This is a genomic window from Bradyrhizobium sp. USDA 4538, assembly GCF_024171045.1.
Taxonomy (GTDB): domain Bacteria; phylum Pseudomonadota; class Alphaproteobacteria; order Rhizobiales; family Xanthobacteraceae; genus Bradyrhizobium; species Bradyrhizobium australafricanum.
This window is the reverse complement of the sequence record NZ_JALJZE010000001.1, coordinates 7,653,675-7,675,994: the sequence shown is the minus strand read 5'-3', so window position 1 is coordinate 7,675,994 and position 22,320 is coordinate 7,653,675. Positions and strand designations below refer to the sequence as shown.

The 22,320-nt window shown below is 64.9% G+C and carries 19 protein-coding genes; 4 read left to right on the top strand and 15 right to left on the bottom strand.

Annotated features, from left to right (window positions below; all coding sequences use genetic code 11):
* Position 1: 1 nt before the first annotated feature.
* On the bottom strand, positions 2–2,410 hold the full coding sequence (locus J2R78_RS35245) for a TonB-dependent receptor (RefSeq protein WP_253608465.1): 2,409 nt from the start codon (positions 2,408–2,410) through the stop codon (positions 2–4).
* Between the two features lie 82 nt (positions 2,411–2,492).
* Positions 2,493–2,864, bottom strand: a complete 372-nt coding sequence (locus J2R78_RS35240; RefSeq protein ID WP_253608464.1) for a DUF2946 domain-containing protein — start codon at positions 2,862–2,864, stop codon at positions 2,493–2,495.
* 457 nt (positions 2,865–3,321) lie between these two features.
* Here J2R78_RS35240 and J2R78_RS35235 point away from each other — a divergent pair, with 457 nt between their 5' ends.
* The 4 genes from J2R78_RS35235 (at position 3,322) to J2R78_RS35220 (ending at position 7,522) form a co-directional block, all read left to right on the top strand.
* Positions 3,322–3,747 (top strand): globin, encoded by a 426-nt coding sequence (locus J2R78_RS35235; protein WP_253608463.1) that lies wholly within the window; start codon positions 3,322–3,324, stop codon positions 3,745–3,747.
* 88 nt (positions 3,748–3,835) lie between these two features.
* On the top strand, positions 3,836–4,873 hold the full coding sequence (locus tag J2R78_RS35230) for a sugar ABC transporter substrate-binding protein (protein ID WP_253590132.1): 1,038 nt from the start codon (positions 3,836–3,838) through the stop codon (positions 4,871–4,873).
* Positions 4,874–4,882: 9 nt separating this feature from the next.
* Complete coding sequence (locus J2R78_RS35225; protein WP_253608462.1) at positions 4,883–6,385, top strand: sugar ABC transporter ATP-binding protein; 1,503 nt, start codon at positions 4,883–4,885, stop codon at positions 6,383–6,385.
* Between the two features lie 102 nt (positions 6,386–6,487).
* Positions 6,488–7,522: an ABC transporter permease gene (locus J2R78_RS35220; protein ID WP_253610005.1), complete on the top strand. Its 1,035-nt coding sequence runs from the start codon at positions 6,488–6,490 to the stop codon at positions 7,520–7,522.
* 365 nt (positions 7,523–7,887) lie between these two features.
* On the opposite strand, the gene mtnK is transcribed toward J2R78_RS35220, so the two are convergent.
* From mtnK to nuoG, 13 genes are all read right to left on the bottom strand, one after another.
* Positions 7,888–9,192: an S-methyl-5-thioribose kinase gene (gene mtnK / locus J2R78_RS35215; protein WP_253608461.1), complete on the bottom strand. Its 1,305-nt coding sequence runs from the start codon at positions 9,190–9,192 to the stop codon at positions 7,888–7,890.
* Positions 9,193–9,369: 177 nt separating this feature from the next.
* Positions 9,370–9,645, bottom strand: coding sequence for a DUF1467 family protein (locus J2R78_RS35210; RefSeq protein ID WP_057016477.1), 276 nt, complete (start codon positions 9,643–9,645; stop codon positions 9,370–9,372).
* Between the two features lie 6 nt (positions 9,646–9,651).
* On the bottom strand, positions 9,652–10,056 hold the full coding sequence (gene mce, locus J2R78_RS35205; RefSeq protein WP_057016476.1) for a methylmalonyl-CoA epimerase: 405 nt from the start codon (positions 10,054–10,056) through the stop codon (positions 9,652–9,654).
* A 71-nt stretch (positions 10,057–10,127) separates the two neighbouring features.
* On the bottom strand, positions 10,128–11,798 hold the full coding sequence (locus J2R78_RS35200; RefSeq protein WP_253608460.1) for a ribonuclease J: 1,671 nt from the start codon (positions 11,796–11,798) through the stop codon (positions 10,128–10,130).
* Positions 11,798–12,604 (bottom strand): biotin--[acetyl-CoA-carboxylase] ligase, encoded by an 807-nt coding sequence (locus J2R78_RS35195; protein WP_253610004.1) that lies wholly within the window; start codon positions 12,602–12,604, stop codon positions 11,798–11,800. Before J2R78_RS35195 ends, J2R78_RS35200 begins: the two co-directional genes overlap by 1 nt.
* A 61-nt stretch (positions 12,605–12,665) precedes the next feature.
* Entirely contained in the window at positions 12,666–14,102 is a 1,437-nt protein-coding gene (gene nuoN / locus J2R78_RS35190) for an NADH-quinone oxidoreductase subunit NuoN (protein WP_057016475.1), read from the bottom strand.
* 10 nt (positions 14,103–14,112) lie between these two features.
* On the bottom strand, positions 14,113–15,627 hold the full coding sequence (locus J2R78_RS35185; protein ID WP_016841819.1) for an NADH-quinone oxidoreductase subunit M: 1,515 nt from the start codon (positions 15,625–15,627) through the stop codon (positions 14,113–14,115).
* Positions 15,628–17,700, bottom strand: coding sequence for an NADH-quinone oxidoreductase subunit L (gene nuoL / locus J2R78_RS35180; RefSeq protein ID WP_057016474.1), 2,073 nt, complete (start codon positions 17,698–17,700; stop codon positions 15,628–15,630). It abuts the gene before it with no gap.
* Between the two features lie 8 nt (positions 17,701–17,708).
* A complete protein-coding gene (gene nuoK / locus J2R78_RS35175) occupies positions 17,709–18,017 on the bottom strand; it encodes an NADH-quinone oxidoreductase subunit NuoK (protein ID WP_016841823.1) in 309 nt (102 codons plus the stop codon).
* Positions 18,014–18,652 (bottom strand): NADH-quinone oxidoreductase subunit J, encoded by a 639-nt coding sequence (locus tag J2R78_RS35170; RefSeq protein ID WP_028333975.1) that lies wholly within the window; start codon positions 18,650–18,652, stop codon positions 18,014–18,016. Before J2R78_RS35170 ends, nuoK begins: the two co-directional genes overlap by 4 nt.
* Before the next feature lie 9 nt (positions 18,653–18,661).
* On the bottom strand, positions 18,662–19,156 hold the full coding sequence (nuoI, locus tag J2R78_RS35165) for an NADH-quinone oxidoreductase subunit NuoI (protein ID WP_018271854.1): 495 nt from the start codon (positions 19,154–19,156) through the stop codon (positions 18,662–18,664).
* A 7-nt stretch (positions 19,157–19,163) separates the two neighbouring features.
* Positions 19,164–20,234, bottom strand: coding sequence for an NADH-quinone oxidoreductase subunit NuoH (gene nuoH / locus J2R78_RS35160; protein ID WP_018271855.1), 1,071 nt, complete (start codon positions 20,232–20,234; stop codon positions 19,164–19,166).
* A gap of 10 nt (positions 20,235–20,244) precedes the next feature.
* Entirely contained in the window at positions 20,245–22,320 is a 2,076-nt protein-coding gene (gene nuoG, locus J2R78_RS35155) for an NADH-quinone oxidoreductase subunit NuoG (protein ID WP_253608459.1), read from the bottom strand.

Genomic DNA, 22,320 nt, shown 5'->3' with positions numbered 1-22,320 from the left:
CTCATTTGAACGCAATCTTCATGCCCGCCACGAAGGCGCGCGGCGATCCGGCATAGATCGAGTTGGTCGAGTTCGCCAGTACGCTCGCGGGATTTTGAATGCCTGCCGCGGTCACCGAATTTGAGATGTTGTTCGCCGACGCCACGTAGGTCCGGTCGAAGACGTTCCTCACCTCGATGTAGAGGTTCAGCGCCTTGAAGTAATCGGAGACGAGATCGGTCTTGTAGTGCAGGTTGAGATTGACCAGCTCATAGCCCGGCGCCTTCAAGAGGTTGGCGTTATCCATGTAGAAGCTGTCCTTCCACTGCACTTCGACGAACCCGCCAAGTCCCTGAAACTGACCCGACAGCTGGTCGTAGCCCAACCGCGCCGTGAGCTCGTTCGGTGAAATGCCGGGAATCTTGTTGCCGGCGCGATTGAAGCTGAACACCGCGCCGTTCGTGATGTTCTCGACGTATTCCGTGTAGACCTCGTCGAGATAAGTGTAGGCCGCCGAGAACCGCCAGCCCGGCAGGAATTTCCAGTCGGCGGCCAGCTCGACGCCGCGATGCTCCGATCGCGGCGCGTTGAACGTGTAGGAGATGCCCGCAAGCGGCGTGGCCTGAGAAACGAGCTCGTCCTTGAAGAACTCGTAGAAGCCGGTGACGCTGAGCTTGAGCGCGTTGTTCGGTGTCCAGTCGGCACCGACATCGTAACCGAGATTCTTTTGCGTCTGCAGCTGGGTGTTGTTGCCCGAGGCGCCACTCGGCAGGACGAACAGATTGCCGACCTGCGGCGTGCCGTATCCGGTTGCCACCCGCCCGCGGACTTGCCACTCGCTGCTCAGCCGGTACAGCAATGCGAGCTCGGGCGCGGTATTCTGGAATTGCCGGTCCGCCGTCGTGATCGCCGTGGTCCTGGTCCCGGCCGCGCCGGCATAGCCATAGGCGGTGTTCCGCCCGGTGAGGCTGGTGGTCTCCCAGCCAATGCCGGCAACGGCGGTCAGCGCAGGTGTGAGCTTCAGTTCCTCGCGTGCGCGAACACCGTAATTTGTCGTCGTGCTGAACAAATTGCTCGACAGGCTTCCGAGCGTCGCATTTCCGCCCGGCATCACATTGCGCGTATCGCTCGAGGCGGTGAGCCTATTGTAGAAGCCGCCGAAATAGGTGGTCGAATCCAGTCCGAACACATCGCCGCGTCTGACGACGTCGCTCATGTAGTTGTAGGACGGGAAGTCGCCGATCGCGCTCGTCGATCCCGTCGGCTGGTTGATGTTGCGGTCGTCGAACACGAACTGGTTGCGCCAGGTGGTCTGGTTGTCGAAGTCGTGCTCCCAGCGGCCGCCGACGATGGTACGGCGGTCGTCGCGCCCAAGGCCCGCCTGAAGCGCGGTCTCCCTGTCGGTCCCGGCCGCCGCGTTGAACCCATTGTTGAACAGCGTCACGGTGGCGCATCCCGGCGCGGCCGTCGCGCCGGTCGTGCAACCCAGCTGGAACGGGTTCTGGTAGAACTGGTTGAGCGAGGAGCGGATCGGCAGGCGCGTCGTCAGGTCATTATTGATCAGCTTCACCGTGAAGCGGTCGTCCGGCGTGACCTGCAGCGTGCCGAGGAAATTGACGGTCTGGGTGTTGAACCAGCTGTTGCCGATGTAGCCGTCGCCGCGCGCGTCGCTCGCGAACAGCGAGCCCTCGAAATTGCCGACCTTCTTGCCCGCCGCGAGATAGTTGTTGAGGTAACCGAAGCTGCCGCCGTCGACGCCATACTCGACGCCGTCGATCGTGCCGCCCGGCCGGGTCCTGAAATTCAGCGCGCCGCCGGTCGCATAATTGCCGTAGAGCGCCGATGACGGCCCGCGGACCACGTCGATGGCGCCATAGGCATGCGGATCGATCAGGTCGCTGCGCGACAGGCCGTCCGGCTGGGTCACCGGGAAACCGTCGTCGAAGATGACGAGGTTGCGGATGCCGAAGCCGTTCCGCGCATTCGACCCGCGGATCGAGATACCGAAATCACGCGGGCCGTTGCCCTGCTTGATCGAGATGCCCGGACTGTCCCGCAGCACATCGGCGACGGAGAACGCCGGTCGGTTGTCGAACTGGCTGCGGTCGATGGTCGTCTGCGTCTGGCCTGTCGGCGCCCGGTTCAAACCGTCGCGGGTCGCGGCAAGCGTCTCCCCCGGCCTCGCGACGCCCGCTGGGGCCGCCGTCACGGCCGGCGCTGTCGCCGGCTTCGGTGGCCGCCGCACGGACGCCGCACGAGCCCGCGGCTTCGGCGCCGCCGGCTTGGCGCGCACCGCCGTCCGGGGCGCCTCGACGGTGACGGAGGGTAGCTCTGTGCTGGGCGCCTGGGCTTCGGCAGCGGACGGCAATGCGCAAAGCGTCGCGCCCAGCGCGAGCATGCTTGCCGCCTCCAGCGGGTGATAGCGAAACATGGATGAATCCTGACACCGGCACTTCGGCCGGCTTGCTCAAGGGCACTTGCCGGCGCGGGACGCACCGGCAGCGACAAGGTCGTCAGGAAAACAGCGGCGGGGCGCGGGCTTGCGCCGAGAGGCCGGCGCGCGAACGATCGAGCTCGGAGGCGAAATCAAGCCAGGCGATCCGGCTCGGCAGGCGTTCGACGGCCTGAGCGGTAACTTGCGGGCTATCAACGGGCGCACCGGTCTGCAGCACGCTGCACGCTGAGCAGCAGCCGTCATGGGCGTCGTGACCGGTCTGGTCGCCCTGCCCGGCTCCCGAGCCGGCATCGCCGTGGCAGATGGTGGCGGCCGCGAGCGGATCGGACGCGGCAAGGCTCGCCGCCCAGCAGGCCCCGATCGGTGCAAGAATCTGCACCAGAAGGGCAACCAGGACGATGGGCAGAAAATTCTTCAGCCGCCGGCGCATCGCAAAACCATCCGGGACGGAACTAACCACCATGCACGCCGGAAGTCGAGATCGCCGACGCGTCCGGTTTCGTCCAGCCGACGGAAATAACCGAGCGTGGCACTTGCGTCACGGCAACTCCGAAATCAGTCGTATCCCCTTACCCTGCCACGTGTTTTGCATCTCCGGTTACAACCGCCAGTGGCGCCATCCCAATCATTTCGCAAATTGCTCGAAAATTGAACAATCGTTGCCGAAAATGATGACAAGCCTGGAAAGATAGTCTACCAATTCGGGCTCAGGCCAGCCGCGAGGTGTGTCCTGGTGGTCCAAGTCTCGGGAGGAGCCCGACGCGCACAAGCAGCGTCACCCCATCAATCAAGATCAAATCGAATTTTTGGGGCAAGTAGGGTCGACACAATTTTTGGAGCAGGGCTTTGAGCCCTGCTCTTTTTTTATGTGATGATCGCAATCCGCTATGACTCCATCATCGAATCCGATCGAACGCAGCTTTGAACTCGCAGCCGCGGCTTGCGATGATCTGACACCGTCAGTCTATCGCCGCCTGTTTCGCGAACATCCCGAGACGCAGGCGATGTTTCGCACCGAAGGCAGCGAGCCGGTGAAAGGCTCGATGCTGGCGCTGACGATCGAAGCCATCCTCGATTTCGCGGAGGAGCGCCGCGGACATTTTCGCCTGATCGAATCGGAAGTGTTCTCACACGACGCCTACGGAACGCCGCGCGAACTGTTCGTCGCGTTCTTCGCCGTGATTGCCGACAGCTTGCGTGAAATTCTCGGCGAGCAGTGGACTGCGGAGATCGATGCTGCGTGGCACAAGCTGCTCGGCGACATCGAAGCCATCGTGCTGCAGCAGAAACATCTCGTGGACGAGAGGCCGTAGCATCACCGTTCCGATTGTGACACACTCGCTTTATCCGCGGCGCGTGCAATTGACGCCGACGGTCAGAAAAACGAAGAGGGAGCAAGCAATGCCAGGGACCGACAAGGGGATGGACAAGGCGTCGACGACGCGGCGCGACCTTCTGCAGATGGCGGCGGCAGGTGGAGCTGCGGCCGGCCTGCTCGGCGGAATGGGCATGACGACGTCGGCGCTCGCCGCCGAAATGGGACGCTCGGAAAAGCCGCTGAAGGCGGCATTCTCCAACGCCGGACTGCAGGCGACATGGTGTGCGCAAGGCAAGCAGGCCGCCGAGTTCTGGGGCAAGCTGTTCAACGTCGAGGTGACCTGGTTCGACGGCCAGCTCGATGCCGTCAAGCAGCGCGCCGCGATCGACAACATGGCGTCGCAGAAATGGGATTTCGTCGCGATCCAGGCGTTCGGCATCGGCACGCTGACCCAGCCGGTGCAGAAGATGATCGACGCCGGGACCCCCGTGATCGACATGGACACGCTTATTGCTCCTCTCGATCAAATTAACGTCCACTCGTTCCTCGCACCTGACAACGAGTTCATGGGCGCCTCCGTAACGCAGGCGCTGTGCAACGCGATCGGCGGCAAGGGCAAGGTCATCATGACCCAGGGCGCGCTCGGCCATACCGGCGCGCAGGGCCGCGCCAAGGGCTTCAACTCGGTCATCAAGCAGTTCCCGAACATCGAGGTGCTGGATACCCAGCCCGCCGACTGGGACGTCTCGAAGACCGCCCGGCTCTGGGAAACCTATCTGACCAAATACTCGCAGATCGACGCCGCCTTCTTCCACAATGACGACATGGCGCTCGCCGCCTACAACATCATGAAGGCGCGCAACCGTACCAACATCCTGATCGGCGGTGTCGACGCCATGCCGCCGGCGATTCAGGCGGTCAGCGAAGGCCGCATGTTCGCGACCGTCCGCAATCCGTCCTGCCGCATCCATGGCGGCGCGATCGTCGCGGGCGTCGCCGCCGTGGTCGGCGGCGAGAAGAGCGGCCAGGGCATTCCGAAGAACGTCGTGACCGATGGTCCCGTCGTGACCAAGGCCAACGCCGCCGGCATGCAATGGATGGAGGATCATTTCCTGATCTGAGCGGGCCTCATGACGCAGGGACGCTCGGCGATCCTCGAGTTGCACCAGATCACGAAGGCCTTCGGCGGTGTCGAAGCCCTTCGTGGGGTCGACTTCGCGCTGCACGCCGGCGAGATCCACGGTCTCGTCGGCGAGAACGGCGCCGGAAAAAGCACGCTGATGAAGATCATCGCCGGCGTGCATCCGGAGTTCTCCGGCCGCTTCATGCTGGACGGCAAGGAAACCCGCTTCCGCTCCACCCGCGACGCGCACGCCGCCGGCATCGGCATGGTGCATCAGGAGCTCAGCGTCGCGCCTGATCTCACGGTCGCCGAGAACGTGTTCCTCGGCAACCAGCCGACCAACCGCCTCGGCTTCGTGCAGTGGCGGCGGATGGCGCGCGAGGCCGGCGAGCAGCTGGCACGGTTTGGCATCGACGTCGATCCGATGACGCGGCTCGGCGATTTGCCGATCGGCCTGCAGCAGCTGATCGAGATCGCCCGCGTGCTGTTTTCCGGCGCACGCATCATCATCCTGGACGAGCCGACCTCCGCCCTCTCTCCGCCCGAGGTCGAACGCCTGTTTGCGACGCTGCACAGGCTGCGCGACGAAGGCACCAGCATCGTCTTCATCTCGCACTTCATCGAGGACATTTTGCGGGTCTCCGATGTGGTGACGGTGTTCCGCAACGGGCGGAAGATCGCGGAGACCGCGTCCGCGGACACCACCAAGGGCGCCCTGATCGAGGCCATGATCGGCCGCGGCGGCGAGGCGCTGGAGCACAGCTACACCGATGACCTGATGCTCCCGCAACCGGGCGGAGGCGCGGCGGTGCTGAAGGTCGATCAGCTCTCGCTGCGCCGCAGCCTGCAGGACGTCTCGTTCGAGGCCCGCTCCGGCGAAGTGCTCGGCATCTACGGCTTCATGGGCTGCGGGCAGCTGGAGCTGTCGCGGATCCTGTTCGGCAAGCTGCGACCCGACGGCGGAACGCTTGCGGTCGACGGCGCAGCGAAGACGTTTCGCAGCACCGCGGCGGCGCGACGGGCCGGCGTCGCCCTGGTGCCGGAAAGCCGGCGCGCCATGCTGTTCCACCAGGAACCGGTCTACAAGAACATCTCGATCAGCATCCTCGAACGGATCTCGGCGCTGCTGCTCAAGCCGGTGCGCGAGCGTGCGATCGCCCAGCGCCAGGTCGAGCAACTGCAGATCCGGCCGCCGGTGGTCGGCCTCGATCTCGGCATGCTATCCGGCGGCAATCAGCAGAAGGTGGCGCTGGCGAAATGGCTCGCCTATCCGCCGCGCGTGCTGGTGCTGTGCGAGCCGACCCGCGGCATGGATGTCGGCGCCAAGAACGACGTGATCAACATCGTGCGCGATCTCCGCGCCAAGGGGCTGGCGATCATCGTGCTGTCGACCGAGCCGGAGACGGTGCTGTCGCTGGCCGACCGGATCCTGGTGCTGAAGCGCGGCGCGGTGGTGCGCGAATTCGCGGGCGAAGCGGTCAGCAAGGACCGGCTGCTGGAGGCGGCCTAGAGCATGATCCGGAAAAGTGCGAAGCGGTTTTCCGATGAGATCATGCTCAAACGAACAGAGAAAGCGCGATGACGACCTCATCGCGCTTGATGGAGAGCCATGATGGCAAGCAGTGACGGCGCGACGGCGCGAGAGGATCACCAGCGGTCGCGCGGGCTGGCGCCCTTCCTGCGCTCGCAGATGCGCAACATCGCGCCGTTCCTGACGCTGATCTTCCTCAGCGCCTTCTTCGCGATCGCGAGCCCGTCGTTTGCCACCATCGACAATGTCGGCAACATCCTCACGCAAGTGTCGGTCACCGGCATCATCGCCGTCGGCCTCACCTTCGTGATCCTGTGCGCCGAGATCGACCTGTCGATCGCCAGCATCGCCAACGTCACCGGCATTGCGGTGGCGTACTTCACGCTGCAGGAATCCTACGTCAACATCGCCAATGTCCCGATGCCGGGTTTTGCTGCGATCCTGCTGGCGCTGGCGCTGTGCGCGCTGCTCGGCCTCGTCAATGCGCTGGGGCTGACCATGATCGGCATCCCCTCCTTCATCATGACGCTCGCCATGATGCAGATCGCGGCCGGCGTCTCGGCACTGCTGGTGCGCGGCCAGATCGCCTACAAGGTGCCGGACCTGATCACGACGCTCGGCTCGGGATCGATCGGCGGCATCCCCTGGATCGTGATCGTCGCGGCAGTGATGCTGCTCGGCGGCCATCTGGTGCTGACCTACACGCGCTTCGGCCGCTACGTCTATATGGTCGGCGGCAACCGCGAGGCCGCGGAATTCGCCGGGCTGAACGTCAAGCTCATCCTCGGCAGCGTGATGGTGATCTCGGCGGTGTGCTCGGGGATCGGCGGCATGCTCGGCGTCGCCCATTTCGGCAGCGCCCAGCAGAACGAGTTCGATACCTATCTGCTGGATTCGATCGCGGCCGTGGTGGTCGGCGGCACCAGCCTGTTCGGCGGCCGCGGCGGCATCGGCAACACCATCGTCGGCCTGTTCGTGCTCGGCGTTCTCAACAACGGCCTCGACCACGTCAATATCGACAGCTTCCTGAAGATCCTGATCCGCGGGTTGATCCTGCTCGCGGCGCTGATCATCAACGTGTACGCGCAGCGGCTGCGGGAACAGGCGGCGGATTAAGGATGAAGGAGCTGAGCACACAGCTCTCTCCATTCGTCGTCCCTGCGAAAGCAGGGGACCCATACGCCGCGGCGGGTATTGTTGAAGGAACTCGTCATTCCAGCGTCGCTCAACAATGATCGTTGGTGGTTATGGGTCCCGGCCTTCGCCGGGACGACGCCGAGTGTGTATCGCTCGTGAGTCAAACATCCGCATTCTCGCGACATGATTTGTCCGAGCTTGCTGTTCGTTCCGCCCTCGCGTTTGAAGAGGGCGCAGGGAAAGCCGCGCTGCGTAGGACGAGTAGAGCGAAGCGAAACCCATCAACTCTTATCGCGGTCAGAATGATGGGTACCGCTTCGCTCCACCCATCCTACGCTTCCCGGCTACCTCGCAAAACCGGGCTGCCAGTGGCGCAGCTCGCGGGCGGCGTAGGTGACCGCGCCGATCGTCGTGTAGGACGGCGCCTCCAGCATCATATTGCGGGCGAGCTTGAGGGCCCGCGCCTCGCAGATCGCGCGCTGCTTCTCGTCGGCGATCCACTCGAAGTCGATGTTGTGCGCGAGACCAAGGATGCGCCGGATGGTCTTGGCCGCGGCGAAGCCGACGGTGTCCTCGAACAGCCGCGCCATGTACGCCTGCCGTTCTGCCTCCAACCGCGCGGCACCTGCCTCGCCGGTAAACAGCGACACCGGATAGCCGTCGCCGTTCGCCTCGCTGCGCCACAGCGCCAAGAACTTTCGGGAAAACTCGCTCCAGACGCCCTCCATGGTCGCGAGTAGCCAGGCCTCGAACGAGGCGCGCTCGCCCGGCGTGCGCTCGTGACCGGCGGAGGCCAGATAGGCCATCAGGAGGTTGCCGATGACGGCGCCGATGTCGAAGCCCATCGGGCCGTAGAAGGCGAACTCGGGATCGATTACCCTGGTCTCGCTGTCTGTAACCATGATCGAGCCGGTATGCAGATCGCCGTGCAGCAGCGCCTGCGGGCTCGCCATGAATTTCAGCTTCAGCCTGGAGATCGCGACATGCAGGTCGAGGTCCTCGCGGAACGCCGCCGCCATGGCGTCGAGATACGGCGCGGTCCAGCGGTTCTGCTCGGCGATGCGGTAGGGATCGGTGAAGATCAGGTCTTCTGTGATCTTGCAGAGCGCGTGGTTGCCGGCGAAATCGGCGATGCCCTGCTTCTTCTCCGCGGCCGACAACGCAAGGTCGGACGTGAAGAACAGCGTTTGCGCCAGGAAGGTTGAGATATCCTCGACAAAGCGCGGGTACCACGTGGCCTCGATCAGGCCCTTGCGCATGATGATGTGCGGCTCGAGCAGCTCCATCGCGGTGAGCGCGAGCGGCGCATCATGATGCAGCACCGCCGGCACGAGCATCGGCGCCAGCCGCGCCTGATGCACCAGCGCCATGTGCTCGTAATGCGCCCGCGACAGCGGCAGCGGCCAGCTCTCGCCGACGAGGCGCACATACGGCAGCGCCTGCTTGACCGCGAGGCCGCCGCTTCCGCCCTTGACGATGAAGACGAGATTGAGATTGCCGTCGCCGACCTCGCTGATCGACCAGTCCGCCGGCGCGCCGCCGAGCTGCGCGACGATGGCGGGCAGTCCCGCGAGATAAGCCCGCAGATCGGCTTCCCGCAGGATTCGATATGCGCTCGGCCCGGAGCCCGGCTGGGACTGCAGGTTCATCGTGGTCGCCTCCTCCGCATTGCCAGGGCGAGGTTGATCCCCACTCCATTGGCATCAGTTTCTAAGACAGCATCCTCATCGGTTCGTAGCCCGGGTGAGCGAAGCGATACCCGGGAAAGTGATCCCGCATGTCGCTTCGCTCATGCGGGCTACTTCTGATCCCACGAAAACTGCGTATCAGAACGGCATCCCCATCAGCTTCGACAGCCGCTCGATCGAGAGATAGCCGGAATGATAGGCCCACATCGCGATCGCGAAGATCACGGCGGAAATCAGTGTGGTCCACAGCAGCTTGCGGCCCATCCGCGCCAGGATCGGCGCGCCGGGGTCGGTGCCGGGCGCGCCGACATTGTCCTCGTGCTGGCTGCGCACGCCGAACGGCAGCGTCAGGAACAGCACGAGCCACCAAAGCACGAAGTAGATCGCAAGTCCGGTGGAGATTTGGTAAGCCATGCGGCCTCAGGCCTGTTCGATCTCGACCAGGGCGCCGGAAAAGTCCTTCGGGTGGAAGAACAGCACCGGCTTGCCATGCGCGCCGATCTTCGGCTGGCCGTCGCCCAGCACCCGCGCACCCTCGGCGATCATGCGGTCACGGGCCGCGATGATGTCGGGCACGTCGTAGCAGACATGGTGGATGCCGCCGTCGGCATTGCGCTCGACGAATTTCGCGATCGGCGAGGTCTCGCCCAGCGGCTCGATGAACTCGATCTTGGTGTTCGGCAGCGTCACGAACACGGTGATCACGCCGTGTTCCGGCAGCGGCACCGCATCGGAAATCTCGGCATTGAAGGCAGTGCCGTAGATCTTCGCGGCCTGCTTGGCGTCCTTGACCGCGATCGCGACGTGATTGAGCCGGCCCAGCATCTCTCTCTCCCTTTAGTTGAGCATGATCTTTTCGGAAAATCGCTTCGCACTCTTCCGGATCATGCTTAGGCTCAAACCGTCAGAACGTGCACGACGCAGATCGGCTTCTTGCCCCATTGCTCGTTCAGCGCCGCCCGCACCGCGCGCCGCACCGATTCCCCCAGCGCGTCCGGATCGCGCCGCCGCGGCTTCGGCAGGCCCTCGATCGTCGATACCACCACATCGAACACGATGTCGTCGAGCAGTTCGCCCGCCGCATTGTTCTCCGGCATGCCGACCAGATCAACCTCGGGATCGTCGACGAGCTCGCCCTGCTCGGTCATGGCGATGGCGACGAAGGCGCAGCCGGCAAAGCCCATCCGCCGCCGCTCCACCACAGCGCGCGACTTGGCGTCCTCCAGGATGGTTCCGTCCTTGTAGAGCCGCCCCGCCGGCACCTCGCCGATGATGCCGGGCTCGCCGGGCCCGAGCTTGACGAGGTCGCCGTTGCGGCAGGTCAGGACCTTGGGCACGCCGGCGGCGCGCGCCAGCTTGGCGTGTTCGGCGAGATGCAGCGCCTCGCCATGGACGGGGATCAGCAGTTGCGGCCGCACCCAGGAGATCATGTCGCGCAGCTCGTCGCGGCGCGGGTGGCCGGAGACGTGCACCAGATGCTCGCGGTCGGTGATGATCTCGACGCCCTGCATGACGAGGTTGTTGATGATCGAGCCGACCGCCTTCTCGTTGCCGGGAATGGTGCGGGAGGAGAAGATCACGGTGTCGCCCTTGTTCAGGGTGACCTGCGGATGGTCGTCATTGGCGATCCGCGCCAGCGCCGCACGCGGCTCGCCCTGGCTGCCGGTGCACAGCGCCAGCACCTTGTCGGCCGGGAAATGGCCGTAATAGTCGGCGCTGCGGAATTTATGCGAGCCATCGAGATAGCCGCATTCGCGCGCCACCTGCACCACGCGCTCCATGGCACGGCCGACCACGACGACCTCGCGGTCGGCGGCGTTGGCGGCGTCCGCCACCGCCCGCACCCGGGCGACATTGGAGGCGAAGGTCGTGACCGCGACCCGGCCCTTGGCCGCCTTGACCAGCTTCTTGATTGTGGCGGCGACCTCGGTCTCCGACGGCGAGCGCCCGTCGCGCACCGCATTGGTGGAATCGCCGACCAGCGCCAGCACGCCTTCATCGCCGAGCTCGCGCAGCCGCCGCTCGTCGGTCGGCTGGCCGATGATCGGGGTCGGATCGATCTTCCAGTCGCCGGTATGCAGCACGGTGCCGAGATCGGTCTTGATCGCCAGCGCGTGCGATTCCGGAATCGAATGCGCGACCGGGATGAACTCGACATTGAACGGACCGATATCGACTCGCCCGCCCGACGGGATCACCGTGACCGGGATTTTTGGCGGGTTGCGCTCGGCGGCGCATTTGGCCTCGAACAGCGCCGCGCTGAATTGCGTCGCGTAGATCTTGCAGCCGAGCTTCGGCCAGAGATCGATGATGGCGCCGAAATGATCCTCATGGGCGTGCGTCAGCACGAGGCCCACCAGATTGTTGCGCTCCTTCTCGAGGAAGCGGACGTCGGGCATGATCAGGTCGATGCCCGGCAGATGCTCCTCGTCGCCGAAGGAGACGCCGAGATCGACCGCGAGGAAGGACCGCTGGTGGCGGTTGCCGAGGCCGTAGATCGACAGGTTCATGCCGATCTCGCCGACGCCGCCGAGCGGCGCAAAGCTGAGCTCGTCGGGACGCGCCATCAGTTCGCCCTCACCGAGGCTGCGGTGCCGAAATAGACCTCGCCCGCCGTCACGGACAGGCGCTCGCCATCAGCGGTGCGGACGATCAGGCAGCCGGTATCATCGATGGTGTCGAACGTGCCCTCAAGGGTCGCCGAGCCGGTCTGGACCGCGACCTTCTCGCCGAGCCCGGCCGCGCGCTCCAGCCACAGCCTGCGGATCTCGGGGAAGCCGCGGCCGTCGTCCCAGATGCCGCGAAACTCGACCCAGGCGTCCGACAGCGCGGCAAACAGCTCCTCCGCCCCGATCTGGATGCCGAGCGCCGCGAGCGATACGGCCGGCGTCGGCGTCCCCTCTGGTGCTGCGACGACATTGGTGCCGATGCCGACGACGACCGCCAGCCGGCTCCCGATGGCTTCGGCCTCAAGCAGGATGCCCGAGAGCTTCCTGCCGTTGGCCAGCACGTCGTTCGGCCATTTCAGGGTGAACTTCGGGCTGTCCGGCCCGAGCCGCAGCGCCGCCTCGATGCTGACCTTCCGCAGCGCGGCTTCGAGCGACAGCCCGGCGGCAAAGCCGAGCGTGGCGGCGACCGCCGGCTGGACGTCCGTCACCTCGAGGATCGTGCTGGCGAGATTGCCGCGCGGCGCGACCCAGACCCGCTGCCGCCGCCCGCGGCCAGCGGTCTGTTCCGGCGTCACGAACCACATCGGCCCCTGCTCGCCGTCGCGGGCGCGCAGCATCGCCTCGGCATTGGTCGAGCCGATCTGATCGAAGGCGGCGAGCCGGTAGCCCGCCGCTATGGCCCGGGGCCCGAGCGTGAAGGTCATGTCAGCGTTATGCGCATGATTGGTTCCGAAAGCCAGCATCCCGATTTCGGAACTGCACGCTTCAAAATAGTGATTTGGCCGCCGCCGTGGCCACGCTCACCAGCGGGCCCGGATAGGCGAAGTAGAAGATGTTGAAGATGCCGGCGACCGCCAGCACTGTGCGCAGCTCGACGCGGACCGGGTCGAGCTTGCCGAGCGGCTGGTCGAAATACATCACCTTGACGATCGACAGATAGTAGAACGCACCCACCACGCTGGTCAGCACGCCGATCACGGCGAGCGTGAACAGATTGGCCTTGATCGCGGCGACGAACACGTACCACTTGCCGAAGAACCCGGCGAGCGGCGGCACGCCGGCCAGCGAGAACAGCAGCATCGCGAAGATGAAGGCGAGCAACGGGTTGGTGCGGGACAGCCCGGCGAAATCGCTGATCTGCTCCAGCGCCTGGCCGTTGCGCTTCATCGCCAGGATGATGCTGAAGGAACCGAGCGTCATCGCGACATAGATCGTGATGTAGATCAGGACGCCCTGGGCGCCCTCGACCGTGCCGGAGGCGAGGCCGACCAGCGCAAAGCCCATATGGCCGATCGAGGAATAGGCCATCAGCCGCTTGATGTTGGTCTGGCCGATCGCCGCGAATGAGCCCAGCGCCATCGAGGCGATCGCCACGAACACCAGGATCTGCTGCCACTGGGTGACGATGCCCGGGAACGCGGTCAGCGTCGCGCGGGTGAACACCGCGAGGGCCGCGACCTTCGGGGCGGACGCGAAGAACGCCGTCACCGGCGTCGGCGCACCCTCATAGACGTCCGGCGTCCACATGTGGAACGGCACTGCCGAGACCTTGAAGCAAAGGCCGGCGAGCAGGAACACCAGGCCGAACACGATGCCGATGCTGCCGGTCGTCGCGGCGGCCGCGATGCCGGCGAAGCTGACCGTGCCGGTGAAGCCGTAGATCAGCGAGGCGCCGTAGAGCAGCATGCCCGACGACAGCGCGCCGAGCACGAAATACTTCAGGCCCGCCTCGCTCGACTTGGCGTTGTCGCGCTGGCTGGCGGCGACGACGTAGAGCGCAAGGCTCATCAGCTCGAGGCCGAGATAGAGCGAGATCAGGTCGCCGGCCGAGATCAGCACCATCATGCCGAGCGTCGACAGCAGCACCAGGATCGAGAACTCGAAGTTGCGGCTCGACGGCTGTGACAGGTACTCGGTCGACAGGATCAGGGTTGCCGCCGAGGCGATCAGCGCGAGGACCTTCAGGAAGCGCGCGAAATCATCGACGATGAAGCTGCCGCCGAAGGTCACGAGCTTGCCGGCCGGCAACCAGAGCTCCAGCACGCCGGTCAGCACCAGGAGACAGATCGCCAGCGCCGTGACGAGCCGCGTCGTCCCCTGCCCGCGATAGGCTCCGATCATCAACAGCACCATGGCGCCGACCGCGAGCACCAGCTCCGGCAGCACCGGCTGCAACTGATAACCTGCACTGGAAAAGCTCATGACGAGGGCCTTACTGGACGGTCAGCGCGGCTGCCTTCACGGCAGTCACGGCGGTTTGGTAATTGTTGACGAGCTGCTGCACCGAGGCCGCCGACATGTCGAGCACCGGCTTCGGATAGACGCCGAACAGGATGGTCAGTGCGATCAGCGGGAACAGCGTCACGCATTCGCGGAAGGTGAGATCCTTGATCGACATCAGCGACGGCTTGACCAGCGCCCCGAACACCACCTTGCGGTAGAGCCAGAGCGCGTAGCAGGCCGACAGGATCACGCCGGTGGTGGCGAAGAACGCCGTCGGCAGCGAGATCTTGAAGGTGCCGAGCAGCGTCATGAACTCGCCGACGAATCCGCTGGTGCCCGGCAGACCGACATTGGCCATGGTGAAGACCATGAAGGTCAGCGCGTAGAGCGGCATCCGGTTGACGAGACCGCCATAGGCCGCGATCTCGCGGGTGTGCATGCGGTCGTAGACGACGCCGACGCAAAGGAACAGCGCGCCGGAGACGATGCCGTGCGAGACCATCTGGAACATGCCGCCGGCGACGCCCTGCGTCGTCACCGCGAAGATGCCCATGGTGACGAAGCCCATATGCGCGACGGACGAATACGCGATCAGCTTCTTCATGTCCTCCTGCATCATCGCCACCAGCGAGGTGTAGATGATGGCGATGACCGACAGCACGAACACGAACGGCGCGAAGTCGTGCGAGGCCAGCGGGAACATCGGCAGCGAGAAGCGCAGGAAGCCGTAGCCGCCCATCTTCAGCAGGATCGCGGCCAGGATCACCGAGCCCGCCGTCGGCGCCTCGACGTGCGCGTCCGGCAGCCATGTGTGCACCGGCCACATCGGCATCTTCACCGCGAACGAGGCGAAGAAGGCCAGCCACGCCCAGGTCTGCATCGACCGCGGCACCGCGGTGTGCATCAGGGTCGGGATGTCGGTCGTCCCGGCGTTCCAGTACAGCGCCATGATGGCGAGCAGCATCAGGACCGAGCCGAGGAAGGTGTAGAGGAAGAACTTGAACGACGCATAGACCCGGCGCGGGCCGCCCCAGACGCCGATGATCAGGAACATCGGGATCAGGCCGCCCTCGAAGAACAAATAGAACAGCACGAGGTCGAGCGCCGAGAAGGTGCCGACCATCAGCGTTTCCAGGATCAGGAACGCCATCATGTATTCGCCGACGCGCTGCGTCACCGACTTCCAGCTCGCGATGATGCAGAGCGGCATGATCGCGGTGGTCAGGATGATCAGCGGCAGCGAGATGCCGTCGACGCCCATGTGATAGGTGATGCCGGTGGCGAGCCAGGACGCCTTCTCGACGAACTGGAAGTCGGTCGAGGCCGGATCGAAGCGCGCCACCAGGATCAGCGAGATCGCGAAGGTGATCAGCGTGGTCCACAGCGCGATCCAGCGCGCCGTGCGGCTCGCGGTCTCGTCACCGCCCCGCGCCAGCAGATAGACCAGGATCGCACCGACCGCCGGCAGGAAGGTCGTGACCGAAAGGATGGGCCAGGTTGTCATCTACTGGCCTCCCAAGCCGAACATGAACCAGGTGATCAATCCGGCGGCCCCGATCAGCATCGCGAATGCGTAGTGATAGAGGTAGCCGGTCTGCAATTTCACGACGTTGCGGGTGACGTCGAGCACGCGGGCGGAGACGCCATCGGGACCGAAGCCGTCGATGATGAAGCCGTCGCCCTTCTTCCACAGCGTGTAGCCGAGCCACTTCGCCGGGCGCACGAAGATCCAGTCGTACAGCTCGTCGAAGTACCATTTGTTGAGCAGGAACTGGTACAGCATCGGCTGCTGCTGCGCGAGCTCGACCGGTAGGTACGGCCTGCGGATGTAGAACAGATACGAGATGAACAGGCCGAGCGCCATCATCACGGTGGGCAGCGGCGCAAGCCAGCCCGGCATGTGCTCCATGTCCTCGAGGATGTGCGGGTTCATCTTCACGGACTCGCGGAAGAACTCTTCCACGCCGTGCGGGTTGACGAACAGCTCCTTGAACGGCAGGCCCGCCAGGATCGAGCCGGCGGCGAGCACGCCGATCGGCACCAACATCCACACCGGGCTCTCATGCGCCGCCTCGTAGTGCTTCTGGTCGTGCGGCTCGCCGAAGAACGTCTTGAAGATCAAACGCCAAGAGTAGAACGAGGTCAGGCCGGCGGCCACGATGGTCAAGAGATAGGCGTAGGTCGCGAACGGGTTATGCGCCGCATAGGCCGCCTCGATGATCGCGTCCTTGGAGAAGTAGCCGGCGAACAGCGGGAAGCCGGTCAGCGCCAGGGTGCCGATGCACATCACCGCGAAAGTGTACGGGATCTTGCGCCACAGCCCGCCCATGTTGCGGATGTCCTGCTCGTGGTGCATCGCGTAGATCACCGAGCCTGACCCTAAGAACAGCAGCGCCTTGAAGAAGGCGTGCGTGAACAAATGGAACATGCCGACCGAATAGGCCCCCGCTCCCATCGCCACGAACATGTAGCCGAGCTGCGAACAGGTCGAATACGCGACGATGCGCTTGATGTCGTTCTGCACGAGGCCGATCGTGGCGGCGAAGAACGCCGTGGTCGCGCCGAAGAACATCACCACCGCCTGCGCGGTCGGCGACAGCTCGAACAGCGGCGACAGCCGCGCCACCATGAACACGCCGGCGGTGACCATGGTCGCGGCATGGATCAGTGCCGACACCGGGGTCGGACCTTCCATCGCGTCCGGCAACCAGGTGTGCAGCAGGAACTGGGCCGACTTGCCCATCGCGCCCATGAACAGCAACAGGCAGGTCAAGGTCAGCGCGTCGGCCTGCCAGCCGAAGAAGTTGATGGTCTTGCCGGTCAGACCGGGCGCGGCATGGAAGATGGTCTCGAAATCGGTCGAGCCGACCAGCGCGTAGATCGCGAAGATGCCGAGCGCGAAGCCGAAGTCGCCGACGCGGTTGACCACGAAGGCCTTGATCGCCGCGGCATTGGCCGACGGCTTCTGGTACCAGAACCCGATCAGCAAGTAGCTCGCGAGGCCGACGCCCTCCCAGCCGAAGAACAGCTGAACGAGGTTGTCCGACGTCACCAGCATCAACATCGCGAAGGTGAACAGCGAGAGATAGCCGAAGAAGCGCGGCCGGTTCGGATCCTCGTCCATGTAGCCGATGGAATAGAGGTGGACGAGCGCGGACACCGTGTTGACCACGACCAGCATCACCGCGGTCAGGGTGTCGACCCGCAGCGTCCAGGCCACCTGCAGGTCGCCCGAGTTGATCCAGGGCAGCAGCACGACGCGCGCGTCATGGTGCATGAAGCCGACATCGACCAGCGTGAACCACGACAGCGCCGCCGACACGAACAAGAGGCCCGTGGTGATCAGCTCGGCAAGGCGCGAGCCGGCGGCCGCCGGCTCGGAGACATGGTGATCGTCATGGCCATGGTCATCATGGCCGTGATCGTCATGGGCGGCGGAGGCATGGGCGTCGCCATGCGCATCGTCGTGATGGTCGACGGTATCGCCGCTCGGGCAGCGCGCATGGGCACCGACCAGCGAGATAATGCCTGCGAGGATGGCGCCCAGCAGAGGCAGGAATACGATTGCCTGAACCATAACTGCGCCTAGCCCTTCATCAGATTGACGTCTTCAACCGCGATCGAACCGCGGTTGCGGAAATACACCACCAGCACGGCGAGACCGATCGCAGCCTCGGCGGCGGCCACCGTCAGCACCAAGAGCGCGAACACCTGGCCGACGATGTCGCCGAGGAAGGTCGAGAACGCCACAAGGTTGATGTTGACCGACAGCAGGATCAACTCGATCGACATCAGGATGACGATGATGTTCTTGCGGTTGAGGAAGATGCCGAGGATCCCGAGCGTGAACAGGATCGCGGCGACCGCGAGATAGTGTCCGAGCCCGATCGTCATTTCACCCACTCCGCCGCGTCGGCATCCTGCAGGCCCTGCCCCGACGCCACCTTGCGCATCGCCATCGCCATCTCGGGCGTGCGCGCGTTCTGCACGTTGATGTTCTGCCGCTTGACCTTGGCCTTGTGGCGCAGCGTCAGCACGATGGCGCCGATCATCGCAACCAGCAGCACCATGCCGGCGAGCTGGAAGTAATGGATATACTTCGTATAGAGCACGAGGCCGAGCGCCTCGGTGTTGCTGACATTGGTCGGGATCGCCGCGGTGATCGTCTTGGTCACGGCCGGGTTGATCACCCAGGCGCCGACCACGAGCAGCAGCTCGAACATGAAGATGCCGCCGATCACGATGCCAATCGGCAGATACTGGATGAAGCCCTCGCGCAGCTCGACGAAGTCGACGTCGAGCATCATGATCACGAACAGGAACAGCACCGCGACGGCGCCGACATAGACCACGATCAGCATCATCCCGAGGAACTCGGCGCCCATCAGGATGAACAGCCCGGCCGCGTTGACGAAGGCCAGGATCAGGAACAGCACGGAGTGCACGGGATTGCGCGAGACAATCACCATGACCGCCGAGGCCACGCAGGCCGCAGCAAACAGGTAGAAGAACAGCGCCGGAAGGATCATGCCCTCACCTCACCGGTACGGCGCGTCGAGCGCGATCGACTTCGCGATCTCGCGCTCCCAGCGGTCGCCATTGGCGAGCAGCTTGGCCTTGTCATAGTACAGTTCCTCGCGGGTCTCGGTCGCGAATTCGAAATTCGGTCCCTCGACGATGGCGTCCACCGGGCATGCCTCCTGGCACAGGCCGCAATAGATGCACTTCACCATGTCGATGTCGTAACGCACCGTGCGGCGGGTGCCGTCGTTGCGGCGCGGGCCGGCCTCGATCGTGATCGCCTGCGCCGGGCAGATCGCCTCGCACAGCTTGCAGGCGATGCAGCGTTCCTCGCCGTTCGGATAGCGGCGCAGCGCGTGCTCGCCGCGGAAGCGCGGCGAGATCGGACCCTTCTCGAAGGGATAGTTCAGGGTCGGCTTCGGCTGGAAGAAATAGCGCATCGCCAGGAAGAACGCCGAGACGAATTCCGACAGCAGAAGCGAGCGGGCTGTTGCGTTGACATTGACACTCATGAAGGCCTCACTTCGGCGCGATGCCGGCGAACTGCAGCACGCCGGCCACGATCACCACCATCGCCAGCGACAGCGGCAGGAACACCTTCCAGCCGAGCCGCATCAGTTGATCGTAGCGGTAGCGCGGCACGATCGCCTTCGCCATCGCGAACATGAAGAACATGAAGAACACCTTCAGGGCGAACCAGACGATGCCCGGAATCCAGGTGAACGGCGGCAGATTGACCGGCGGCAGCCAGCCGCCCAGGAACAGGATCGACGCCAGCGCGCACATCGTGGTGATCGCGACATACTCGCCGAGCATGAACAAAAGATACGGGGTCGAGCCGTATTCGGTCATGAAGCCGGCGACCAGTTCGGATTCGGCCTCGACCAGGTCGAACGGCGGACGATTGGTTTCCGCGAGCGCCGAGACGTAGAACACGACGAACATCGGGAACAGCGGCCACACATACCAGTTCAGGATGGTGAGCTGCGGCAGGCCGATCAGGTGCGCAAGCCCGCGGGTGTTCTGCGCCTCGACCACCGCCGACAGGTTCAGCGAGCCGACGCAGAGCAGCACGGTGATGATGACGAAGCCGATCGAGACCTCGTAGGACACCATCTGCGCCGCCGAGCGCAGGGCGGCCAGGAACGGATACTTCGAGTTCGACGACCAGCCGGCCATGATGATGCCGTAGATCGACAGCGACGAGATCGCGAAGATGTAGAGAACGCCGACATTGATGTCGGAGATCACCCAGCCGAGATCGAACGGGATCACCGCCCAGGCGGCCAGCGCCAGGATGCACGACACCAGCGGCGCCAGCAGGAACACGCCCTTGTTGGAGCCGGACGGAATCACCGGCTCCTTCAGCACGAATTTCAGGAGGTCCGCGAAGGATTGCAGCAATCCGAACGGCCCGACCACGTTGGGGCCGCGGCGGATCTGCACCGCCGCCCAGATCTTGCGGTCGGCGAGCAGGATGTAGGCGATCGCGATCAGGAGCACGACCAGCAGCAACAGGCTCTCCGCGACCATGATGATCAGCGGCCAGAGGAAGCCGGTCCAGAACGAGCTTGCGAAGAATTCAGCCATCAGGTCACGCTCACTCCGCTGCCGTCAGCATTCGGCCCGACGCCAGCCGCGAGCACTCCGCCATCACGGCAGAGGCCCGCGCGATCGGGTTGGTCAGATAGAAGTCCTCGACGGTCGGCTTGAATGCCGCCTTGTCGACGCTGCCGCCCTTGCCTGCCAGCGCCTTGACGTCGTCGGGCTTGCCGGCCTCGATCTGGTCGAGCCGCATCAGATGCGGGTAGGCCTTGAACATAGCTTGACGCAGCGCCTGCAGCGAGTCGAACGGCAGCTTCTTGCCGAGCACGTCGGACAGCGCGCGGATGATCGCCCAGTCCTCGCGGGCCTCGCCCGGCGGGAATGCGGCGCGGTTGGCGATCTGCGCCCGGCCTTCGGTGTTGACGTAGATGCCGGACTTCTCGGTATAGGCCGCGCCCGGCAGGATGACGTCGGCGCGATGCGCGCCCTGGTCGCCATGGGTGCCGATATAGACCACGAAGGTGCCGTCCGGCACCTTGATCTCGTCGGCGCCGAGCAGGAACAGCACGTCGAGCGTGCCGAAGGTCGTCATCTGCGCCGCGGTCAGGCCACCGGCCGCCGGCGAGAAGCCGATATCGAGCGCGCCGGCGCGCGAGGCGGTATCCTGCAACACGGCAAAGCCGTTCCAGCCGTCCTTCAGCGCGCCGACATTAACGGCGAGCTTGGCGGCCTGCGCCAGCACCGCAGCGCCGTCATGCCTGGTGTAGGCGCCGGCGCCGACCAGGATGATCGGGTGCTGCGCATTCTTCAGCACGTCGGCGAAGGAGTGCTTGCCCGCCACGAGGTCGGCGAGCGTATCGGTGCCCGCGCCGAGATAGTCGTGGTCATAGGTGAAATCGGCCTTGGCGCCGATCATGCCGACCTTGAGGCCGCCGGTGCGCCAGCGCTTGCGGATCCGCGCGTTCAGCACGGCGGCTTCCTTGCGCGGATGCGAGCCGATGATCAGGATCGCGTCGGCCTGGTCGATGCCGGCAATGGTCGGATTGAAGATGTAGGAGCCGCGGCCGGCCTTGGCGTCGAACGCATCGCCGCCCTGCACGGCGAGATTGACCGAGCCGAACTTCGCGAGCATTTCCTTCAGCGCATACATTTCGTCGACCGCGGCCAGATCGCCGGCGATCGCGCCGATCCGCTTGCCGTCGCTGCGGCTGGCCTTGGCGGCGATGGCGGCGAAGGCTTCCTGCCAGGTCGCCGGCCGGAGCTGGCCGTTCTCGCGCACATAGGGCCGGTCGAGGCGCTGCGTACGCAGGCCGTCGACGATGTGGCGGGTCTTGTCGGAGATCCACTCCTCGTTCACCGCCTCGTTGATGCGCGGCAGGATGCGCATCACCTCGCGGCCGCGAGTGTCGACGCGGATCGCAGATCCCACGCCGTCCATGACGTCAACCGACTGCGTCTTGCCGAGCTCCCAGGGCCGCGCCGCGAAGGCGTAAGGTTTCGAGGTCAACGCGCCGACCGGACAGATGTCGACCAGGTTGCCCTGCAGCTCCGAGCTCAGCGCCTGCTCCAGATAGGTGGTGATCTCCATGTCCTCGCCGCGGCCGGTCGCGCCCATTTCCGGCGCGCCGCAGACTTCGGCGGAGAAGCGGACGCAGCGCGTGCACTGGATGCAGCGGTTCATCGAGGTCTTGACCAGCGCGCCGAGATACTTGTCCTCGACCGCGCGCTTGTTCTCGGCGAAACGGCTGGTGTCGACGCCGTAGCCCATCGCCTGGTCCTGCAGGTCGCACTCGCCGCCCTGGTCGCAGATCGGGCAGTCGAGCGGATGGTTGATCAGCAGGAACTCCATTACGCCTTCGCGCGCCTTCTTCACCATCGGCGAACGGGTCGAGATCTCCGGCGGCTCGCCCTTCGGGCCCGGACGGCAGTCGCGCACGGCCCAGGCGCAGCTCGCGACCGGCTTCGGGCCGCCCTTCACCTCGACCAGGCACATCCGGCAATTGCCGGCGATCGACAGTCGCTCGTGATAGCAGAAGCGCGGAATCTCTGCGCCGGCCGCCTCGCATGCCTGCAGCAGCGTGTACTCCGGCGGCACATCGATCTCTTTGCCATCGACGATGATCTTGCTCAT

Excerpts from the sequence above, each read along its gene's own strand:
- J2R78_RS35245 (WP_253608465.1), bottom strand. The coding sequence starts at position 2,410 with ATGTTTCGCTATCACCCGCTGGAGGCGGCAAGCATGCTCGCGCTGGGC.
- J2R78_RS35240 (WP_253608464.1), bottom strand. The coding sequence starts at position 2,864 with ATGCGCCGGCGGCTGAAGAATTTTCTGCCCATCGTCCTGGTTGCCCTT.
- J2R78_RS35235 (WP_253608463.1), top strand. The coding sequence starts at position 3,322 with ATGACTCCATCATCGAATCCGATCGAACGCAGCTTTGAACTCGCAGCC.
- J2R78_RS35230 (WP_253590132.1), top strand. The coding sequence starts at position 3,836 with ATGCCAGGGACCGACAAGGGGATGGACAAGGCGTCGACGACGCGGCGC.
- J2R78_RS35225 (WP_253608462.1), top strand. The coding sequence starts at position 4,883 with ATGACGCAGGGACGCTCGGCGATCCTCGAGTTGCACCAGATCACGAAG.
- J2R78_RS35220 (WP_253610005.1), top strand. The coding sequence starts at position 6,488 with ATGGCAAGCAGTGACGGCGCGACGGCGCGAGAGGATCACCAGCGGTCG.
- mtnK (WP_253608461.1), bottom strand. The coding sequence starts at position 9,192 with ATGAACCTGCAGTCCCAGCCGGGCTCCGGGCCGAGCGCATATCGAATC.
- J2R78_RS35210 (WP_057016477.1), bottom strand. The coding sequence starts at position 9,645 with ATGGCTTACCAAATCTCCACCGGACTTGCGATCTACTTCGTGCTTTGG.
- mce (WP_057016476.1), bottom strand. The coding sequence starts at position 10,056 with ATGCTGGGCCGGCTCAATCACGTCGCGATCGCGGTCAAGGACGCCAAG.
- J2R78_RS35200 (WP_253608460.1), bottom strand. The coding sequence starts at position 11,798 with ATGGCGCGTCCCGACGAGCTCAGCTTTGCGCCGCTCGGCGGCGTCGGC.
- J2R78_RS35195 (WP_253610004.1), bottom strand. The coding sequence starts at position 12,604 with ATGACCTTCACGCTCGGGCCCCGGGCCATAGCGGCGGGCTACCGGCTC.
- nuoN (WP_057016475.1), bottom strand. The coding sequence starts at position 14,102 with ATGAGCTTTTCCAGTGCAGGTTATCAGTTGCAGCCGGTGCTGCCGGAG.
- J2R78_RS35185 (WP_016841819.1), bottom strand. The coding sequence starts at position 15,627 with ATGACAACCTGGCCCATCCTTTCGGTCACGACCTTCCTGCCGGCGGTC.
- nuoL (WP_057016474.1), bottom strand. The coding sequence starts at position 17,700 with ATGGTTCAGGCAATCGTATTCCTGCCTCTGCTGGGCGCCATCCTCGCA.
- nuoK (WP_016841823.1), bottom strand. The coding sequence starts at position 18,017 with ATGACGATCGGGCTCGGACACTATCTCGCGGTCGCCGCGATCCTGTTC.
- J2R78_RS35170 (WP_028333975.1), bottom strand. The coding sequence starts at position 18,652 with ATGATCCTTCCGGCGCTGTTCTTCTACCTGTTTGCTGCGGCCTGCGTG.
- nuoI (WP_018271854.1), bottom strand. The coding sequence starts at position 19,156 with ATGAGTGTCAATGTCAACGCAACAGCCCGCTCGCTTCTGCTGTCGGAA.
- nuoH (WP_018271855.1), bottom strand. The coding sequence starts at position 20,234 with ATGGCTGAATTCTTCGCAAGCTCGTTCTGGACCGGCTTCCTCTGGCCG.
- nuoG (WP_253608459.1), bottom strand. The coding sequence starts at position 22,320 with ATGAGCAAGATCATCGTCGATGGCAAAGAGATCGATGTGCCGCCGGAG.